Annotated in this window: 10 protein-coding genes and 1 tRNA gene; 3 read left to right on the forward strand and 8 right to left on the reverse strand. The window is 46.8% G+C overall.

What is annotated here, in order from left to right; all coding sequences use genetic code 11:
- From dapB to AC1MDJ_RS06285, 3 genes are all read left to right on the forward strand, one after another.
- On the forward strand, positions 1 to 758 hold a 758-nt coding region (dapB, locus tag AC1MDJ_RS06275), incomplete at its 5' end, for a 4-hydroxy-tetrahydrodipicolinate reductase (protein WP_479690083.1).
- Positions 759 to 766: 8 nt separating this feature from the next.
- Positions 767 to 1,567, forward strand: a complete 801-nt coding sequence (locus AC1MDJ_RS06280; protein WP_479690084.1) for a thiazole synthase — start codon at positions 767 to 769, stop codon at positions 1,565 to 1,567.
- A gap of 20 nt (positions 1,568 to 1,587) precedes the next feature.
- Positions 1,588 to 1,674, forward strand: a tRNA-Ser gene (locus AC1MDJ_RS06285).
- Between the two features lie 4 nt (positions 1,675 to 1,678).
- Here AC1MDJ_RS06285 and AC1MDJ_RS06290 read toward each other — a convergent pair.
- From AC1MDJ_RS06290 to AC1MDJ_RS06325, 8 genes are all read right to left on the reverse strand, one after another.
- Entirely contained in the window at positions 1,679 to 1,846 is a 168-nt protein-coding gene (locus tag AC1MDJ_RS06290; protein ID WP_479690085.1) for a hypothetical protein, read from the reverse strand.
- Between the two features lie 22 nt (positions 1,847 to 1,868).
- Positions 1,869 to 2,948 (reverse strand): AbrB family transcriptional regulator, encoded by a 1,080-nt coding sequence (locus tag AC1MDJ_RS06295; RefSeq protein ID WP_479690086.1) that lies wholly within the window; start codon positions 2,946 to 2,948, stop codon positions 1,869 to 1,871.
- A gap of 4 nt (positions 2,949 to 2,952) precedes the next feature.
- On the reverse strand, positions 2,953 to 3,777 hold the full coding sequence (kdsA, locus tag AC1MDJ_RS06300) for a 3-deoxy-8-phosphooctulonate synthase (protein WP_479690087.1): 825 nt from the start codon (positions 3,775 to 3,777) through the stop codon (positions 2,953 to 2,955).
- On the reverse strand, positions 3,743 to 5,227 hold the full coding sequence (locus AC1MDJ_RS06305; RefSeq protein WP_479690088.1) for a hypothetical protein: 1,485 nt from the start codon (positions 5,225 to 5,227) through the stop codon (positions 3,743 to 3,745). Before AC1MDJ_RS06305 ends, kdsA begins: the two co-directional genes overlap by 35 nt.
- Entirely contained in the window at positions 5,169 to 5,765 is a 597-nt protein-coding gene (rsmG, locus tag AC1MDJ_RS06310; RefSeq protein WP_479690091.1) for a 16S rRNA (guanine(527)-N(7))-methyltransferase RsmG, read from the reverse strand. Before rsmG ends, AC1MDJ_RS06305 begins: the two co-directional genes overlap by 59 nt.
- Positions 5,762 to 5,983 carry a NifU family protein gene (locus tag AC1MDJ_RS06315; RefSeq protein ID WP_479690092.1) on the reverse strand — a complete coding sequence of 74 codons (222 nt, stop codon included), beginning with the start codon at positions 5,981 to 5,983 and terminating at the stop codon, positions 5,762 to 5,764. The genes rsmG and AC1MDJ_RS06315 overlap by 4 nt, the downstream gene beginning before the upstream one ends.
- Positions 5,973 to 6,425, reverse strand: coding sequence for a Fe-S cluster assembly scaffold protein NifU (gene nifU, locus AC1MDJ_RS06320; protein WP_479690089.1), 453 nt, complete (start codon positions 6,423 to 6,425; stop codon positions 5,973 to 5,975). Before nifU ends, AC1MDJ_RS06315 begins: the two co-directional genes overlap by 11 nt.
- A 104-nt stretch (positions 6,426 to 6,529) precedes the next feature.
- On the reverse strand, positions 6,530 to 6,919 hold a 390-nt coding region (locus AC1MDJ_RS06325; RefSeq protein ID WP_479690090.1), incomplete at its 5' end, for a hypothetical protein.

The following is a 6,919-nucleotide window of genomic DNA, read 5'->3' on the forward strand; positions in this document are numbered from 1 at the left end:
TAATAAAAGCTGTCTATGCTGACGAGGCTACAAGGCTTTGTGGGGCTGTTGATAGCGAGCAAAGCAGCTTTTTGGGTAAATCGGCATCGCTACTAGCGGGCATTAACGTCCATAATGACGTAATAATAGCGTCTGAGCTTGCAATTGCGGCTAAAGATGCAGATGTGTTAATAGACTTCACAGGTGTTGCTGGCACTGTAGCGCGCCTTGCCGACTATAAGAGCATAAAAAAACCAATAGTTGTCGGTAGTACAGGTTTTACGGCAGAGCAGTTTGAGCAAATAAATGGGCTTGGCGGGACGATGCCGTTTTTATGGGCATCTAATATGAGTGTCGGCGTGGCGATGATGACGCAATTAGCAGAACTTGTGGCTAATAAGCTTGGCGATAGCTTTGATATTGAACTAGTGGAGGCGCACCATAAGCACAAAAAAGATGCCCCCAGTGGCACGGCACTAACTATTGCAAAGGCTGCAGCAAAGGGACGCAGATTCAATGATTTTGACAATGTGGCGACCTACGCTAGGCACGGGCTGACTGGAGAGCGTAAGCAAAACACTATAGGGATACAGGCACTACGCGGGGGCGATATTGCTGGCACGCATACGTTATACTTCTACGGAGAGGGGGAGACTCTTGAGATAACGCACCGCGCTACAAGTCCGCGTATATTCGCAGCGGGTGCTGTGCGGGCAGCAAAGTGGCTGGCGGGCAAGTCTGCAGGCGTCTACTCTATTGCAGACGTGCTTGGACTATAGTCGGTAAAATGTTAAAAGAGCCAGTGATAAAGGAACTAATTATCGGGGGGCGCAAGTTCTCATCCCGCCTGTTTATGGGTACGGGCAAGTTCTCATCTAACGAGGCTATGCGCGGAGCACTAGAAGCTAGCGGAGCGCAGATGGTGACGGTTGCCTTGAAACGGCTAGACTTTTCCAATAACAGCAACTCAAACATATTAAACTACATAGACACAGAACGTTATACTCTGCTGCCGAATACCGCTGGTGCGAAAAATAGCGAGCAGGCTGTTCGGCTGGCACGACTTGCCAGAGTTGCGGGTTGCGAGCCGTTTGTAAAGCTAGAGGTGACTCCCGAGCCACGCTACCTGCTACCCGACCCAGTGGAGACATTGAAAGCAGCTGAAATATTAGTGAAAGACGGGTTTGTCGTGTTGCCATATATAAACGCCGACCCAGTGTTAGCAAAGCGATTGCAAGAGGTGGGCGTCGCAGCGGTAATGCCACTAGGTGCGCCGATAGGCACTAATCAAGGTGTTATGACTAAAGACCAGCTGGCAATTATTATAGAGCAGGCGCAAGTGCCTGTAGTGGTGGACGCTGGGCTTGGTGCGCCGAGCCATGCGGCGCAGGCTATAGAACTTGGGGCAGATGCGGTGCTAATCAACACGGCGATAGCTACGGCAGGCAAGCCTGATGTAATGGCTAGGGCGTTTAAGTTAGCGGTGGAAGCGGCTGTGCTAGCGCGTGAGGCGGGGTTAGCAGAAACCAGTCAGTTTGCACGGGCGACTAGCCCAACGGAGTATCAGTTGACGGCGTTTTTGAAGTAAATAGCGTATAGGTATATTTTGGAGAGGTGTCCGAGTCTGGTTTAAGGAGCACGCCTGGAACGCGTGTTAGGGTCACACCTACGTGGGTTCAAATCCCACCCTCTCCGTTGTTTAGTTAGCGTAATCTAGTTCTGCTTTTAATGCTATTTGTAGTGTTTGCGATACATTTACTCCGCTCTTTTCAGCTGCAATCTCTAACCACGCAGGTATAGAGGCATTTATACGCACAGATTTTCTACTAAGTTCCTGTAAATATATCGGTTCAACCTCTACCAGCATTGCGAATTCGCAAGTGGAAATACTACTCCCAGCTTTTTTCCTTAAATTTAATCTTTTTAGACATATATTGTGCTATATGCGGATAGCTGAGTATGACGAGGATTAGTCTGCCAACCTGCATAGACATTATAAACGGCACATCTACATCGCAAGATGCTGCAATAATTGCTACAGAATCAACCCCGCCAGGGCTTAGTGCTAGATATGCCGTCAGCGGGTCAGTGCCAGCAAAAAACACCAGCACTCCGATAAATGAGCTGCAAAGTGCTATCATCATCGCTGTTATCAAGCAAATTTGTGGCAGGGCATGGAATACGGCGAGCAGTAGTTGGCGGGTAAATCGTAGCCCCGTCCCCCAGCCCACTATTGCATAGCTTATAGCAAGTAGCCACATAGGTAGTTCTAGCTTGACTAGCCCAGTGTTTTGCGCTACTAGGCACAGCACTATTGCAATAATCGTAGGACCGCTCGTGAAATGCAGTTTCCAAGCGATAACTATTGACAGCAATATCAAACCTATTGTTTTTGCGAACTCCCATAGCTCAATATGTGTAAAAAATTGTATTTCTATAGTGCCTATATGCCCTGAACTGCCTGTGGTCGGGTCGCCCCAGATATGTGCCACCAGAGAGGCAAGCAACACTACACAGATTACACGGAAGTATTGCATAAAGCCCACTATGCGCATATCAGCACCATACGCACCCGACATTAACATCATTACCGTAGCCCCGCCCGGCGAACAGCCCCAAATAGCATTTGTGCCCGGTATAAACTGATGTTTTGCTACAAATAAGCTTAAAAGGATGCACATAACGATTGCCCACAGAGTGCCTGCCAGCACCAACGTCCATTGCGCTGATAATTCGCCAAGCACATCGCCTGGGATACTATCTGCTATCATGGCACCAATTATTGCCTGAACTGCCATCATCGGGTTGTCGGGCACGTGCAGTTCAATGCTCTTGATGGCAAGCAATACTCCCGCAATCATAGAGCCGAGCATTAACGCCGCAGGCGCATGAACAGCCAACAGCCCCGCAGTGCACGCAACTGATAAGACAACTAAACCTACCCATGAGCATATAATGCGTTTATTCATTTCATCATTTAGAATGATAGATAACTTTATCTAAAATAGCGGCAAAATCAGCCAACCGCACCATGTTAGGACCGTCAGACAGGGCGCGTTCAGGCTCTGGATGAACCTCAAAAAAGAAACCGTCTGCACCAACTGCTGCTGCTGCCGATGCCATATAAGGCGCATATTTGCTATCGCCACCGCTCTTGCCACCTAGCCCGCCCGGACGCTGCGTAGAATGCGTCACATCCATACACACTGGCACGCCAAGCGTTCGCATATCAACAAGGTTTCTGAAATCAACCACTAGGTTGTTATAGCCGAACATCGTCCCGCGCTCAGTAATTATTATGTTGTCATTACCCGCCCCACGCACCTTATCTATCGGATGAACCATCTCTTGTGCACTCAAAAACTGCGCTTTCTTTATATTGACTATTTTGCCCGTCTTGGCAGCTGCCAGTAGCAGGTCTGTCTGTCTGCACAGGAACGCTGGTATTTGCAATATATCTGCTACCCGCGACACAGGTTCTGCCTGATAACTTTCGTGAATATCAGTAGTGATGGGCACATTCAGAACATCTTTCATCTCTTGCAATAGCTGCAAACCATTTTCTAACCCTACGCCACGATAAGATTTTGCCGATGTGCGGTTTGCTTTGTCAAAGGATACCTTAAATATGTATGTTAGCCCGCGTTCAGCGCAGAGCTGCTTGCAGGTTTCGCCGATTGTCATCATAATATCAACATCCTCCATCACGCAGGGACCTGCTATGATAAACGTCTCTGCCTTGATAGTGCTATATAAATCCATATCAGTAGCCGCCACTGGTATAGAAGTCGTCCCCAATATTCAGCTTGTTCTCCTTTATGTTGCCGTTCTTATCAACGCTATACATACGCGGCACTCTGACAGCTCGCCCAGATACTATAGCTTTCACATTACTTAATGACGGCTCGTTGCTCTTTACCCCCTCACCTGAATGTGAGTGTATGAATTGGAGTATATCGTAACCTAAAAACGTGTCGGCGATAGGCGATTTGCCCGAATATATTTCATATTCGTTTGCAAAATCCCTACTCTTTTGGCTAATTGTCATCTCCAATACGGGGATTATATACGCATTTTGGTAGTATGGAAGCTGCTGCAGTTTTAGGTGCTCGCCGGTGTCAACCTCTTCCAGCACATAAATATTCTGCCTTTTGGGGAGTTCTATATATTGGCGCACTGTCGGAACGAAATTGCCTATATCTCGCTCGCTACCTATAGCTATAGCGCAAAAACTATTATGCTTCAACCGCGTGAGCTGGTCACGCACGGTTTTGGAAACTTTAGTCTCTGATATATCGTAGCCGTTCGCATCTGCCAGCCCTGACATATTCAGCCGCCGAATAAGGTCTTTAGCCTCGCCTTGATAGTCATTGCCCCAGCCGATTATCACCGTGTCGCAGGTGTTAATCGGTATGAGTTTATCTATTTTTTCTACATAGTGGGACACCGCAGGCGAGAACGATATGTCTACGCCCTTGCCTTTCAGCCTATAAGTATCCATATCAATCCAGTAGTCCCAGCCACCACTCTTATACTCTTTTGATATAGTCAAGCGATAGTCTAGCTTATGTTTTTGTATAAAGTAGCGAATACCGCCCGTTTTCTCCATCATATCGCTACTACCAGTCACAAGTATCTTTAGTGAACCGCTTGCCAGCACATCTGATATTTCGCTGGTCAGTTGCTTGTCAAGAAACTCTATCCTTGAAACAACGCAGTTATAGGGGTGCTCCGTCTTGTCAATACGGACACGCATTAGTGTGCAATACGTGCTAAATGCTTGCTCTGATGCACTATTGCCCACACCACCTTTAAGGTTTGCCCCCCACAGCGTAGCATCATCTTTAGACTTGTTTGCTATGGCAAGCTCCAGCATTAGCAACTTGCCCCAAGTAGCCATATATGGCGTTAGTGCAGGGTTGTTGTAATATTTACGGATAAACTCTCCAGCCCTGTCAATGTCTTTATCGCACAGATAGTAATAACCCAGCACAAGTCCCGCTTCAGCAGACGTAGTAGCATTTTCGCTGCGCAGGTATCTCTGTAACTGGACGAAGTCCCCAGCAGTTGGTGCTTTTACCATATAGAATTCTGCAGGGAATGGGCTTTTATAGGGTGCTTTATACGGCATTGGATTATAAGGAGTGGTTATACGGGACACATTGCTGCCACAGCTTAGAACAAACAGACTAACGATGAATATAGAGATAAGTCCGCGTAAACGGCTCTTCCACACGCATAATTTCATGTACATAACCCCCGTTCTTTATTGCAATATCTGCCTCTGCCAGCTCGTCAACCAGATTAGTGCCCTTGTAGAACAGCCACCTGCCACTAGATATAGATGATGTCCACGCCAACATCTGCGCTACACTAGACACCGCCCGCGCTGTGATTAGCCCATACCTTTTGCCCGATAAGCTCTCCGCACGTGCATTTAACACCTGCACATTAGCAAGCCCAAGTTTAGCAACTACATCACACAGATAGCCACACTTCTTCGCCACACTATCAATAAGTGTTATTGTAATACTTGGGAAATATATTGCAAGAGGAATTCCGGGAAAACCACCCCCGCTACCCACATCAGCTATCGTCTTAACGCCTACAATGGGATTCAGCTTGAAATAGTATAAACTATCAAGCACATGTTTTAGATAGTAGTCATCACGCCCTTTGATAGCGGTTACATTTATGCCACTGGCAGATGTAAGCTCAAATAGTCGCTCAAATTTGGATTTAGCATCATCTGTGAGCTGTATGTAGTTGTCTATGCTATCTATCAGAGTGCAACAACTTCTTTAACGGCAGGCACAAGCTCTTTCAAGCGCGCCTCAATGCCATTTTTCAGCGTCATTGCAGCGAACTGGCACGACCCACACGCTCCTTGCAGGCGCACCTTAACAGTGCCGTCATCTGATACGCCTAATAGCTCTACATCGCCCCCGTCGTTTTGCAACATCGGACGAACAGTGTCTATAACAGTTTGAACTTCAGTTTGCAGACTCATTTTGAACTCCCCTATGTATTTTAGATTTTAACTCTTTCACAAATTCTTCGCCCCTGCCCACACGCTGGCAGTAGTTAGTAAGCGCAGCCTCAACAGCCTCCTCTGCCATAACGGAGCAGTGAATCTTCGCTGGCGGTAGTCCGTTAAGTGCCTTTACGATAGCATCGTTTGTCAGCTGCAGGGCATCATCTACTTTGCGCCCTTTTAGTAGCTCGGTCGCCATAGAGCTGGATGCAATCGCCGCACCGCAACCGAACGTCTTGAATTTAACGTCTTCAATGACCCCATCGCTGTTGATTTTCATAAACAGTTTCATCACGTCACCGCAGGCGGGATTGCCTACCTCTGCCACAGCGTTAGCATCGGCAATCTCCCCCATATTGCGCGGGTTCATAAAGTGGTCCATAACTACATCGCTGTATGGTCCTGCCGCCATAAAATATACCTCCTCCTCAAACTTCGCAATTATAACATAACAATAATATGCTGTCAATATAAGACTAATATTATCTTAAATCAAGGGAGTATTTTGTATCTATCTTATAGCGTGATTATCGCACTAGCTCTAGCCCAGTTCATCGTTAGTTTAGTGTCAATAAACTGACACTGCACGTCTAAATCGGCGCAAATACCCTCTAGGTCCCCGCGTTTTAGTGTAAGCTCTTTGGGATTTGTGAAAAAATCTTTCATACTATGTGCTTTCAAGATACATCTTATTGCTCCCAATAGCGTCATTCCATAGGAGCACATACCACGGAGCATACCATATAAATCCTTAAGTATATTGTAATCTATCTGTAAATCGCCTAGCACAAGCTGACAACAAGGAGAAGCAATCTTTTTTGCGTTAGATACCAGTTCTCTTATTTCGTCAAGGCTTTTGTAATATTGAAGCACGCTTATGCAAATTATACGTGACGTCCGATTCTC

The organism is Candidatus Termitispirillum reticulitermitis, assembly GCF_054655775.1.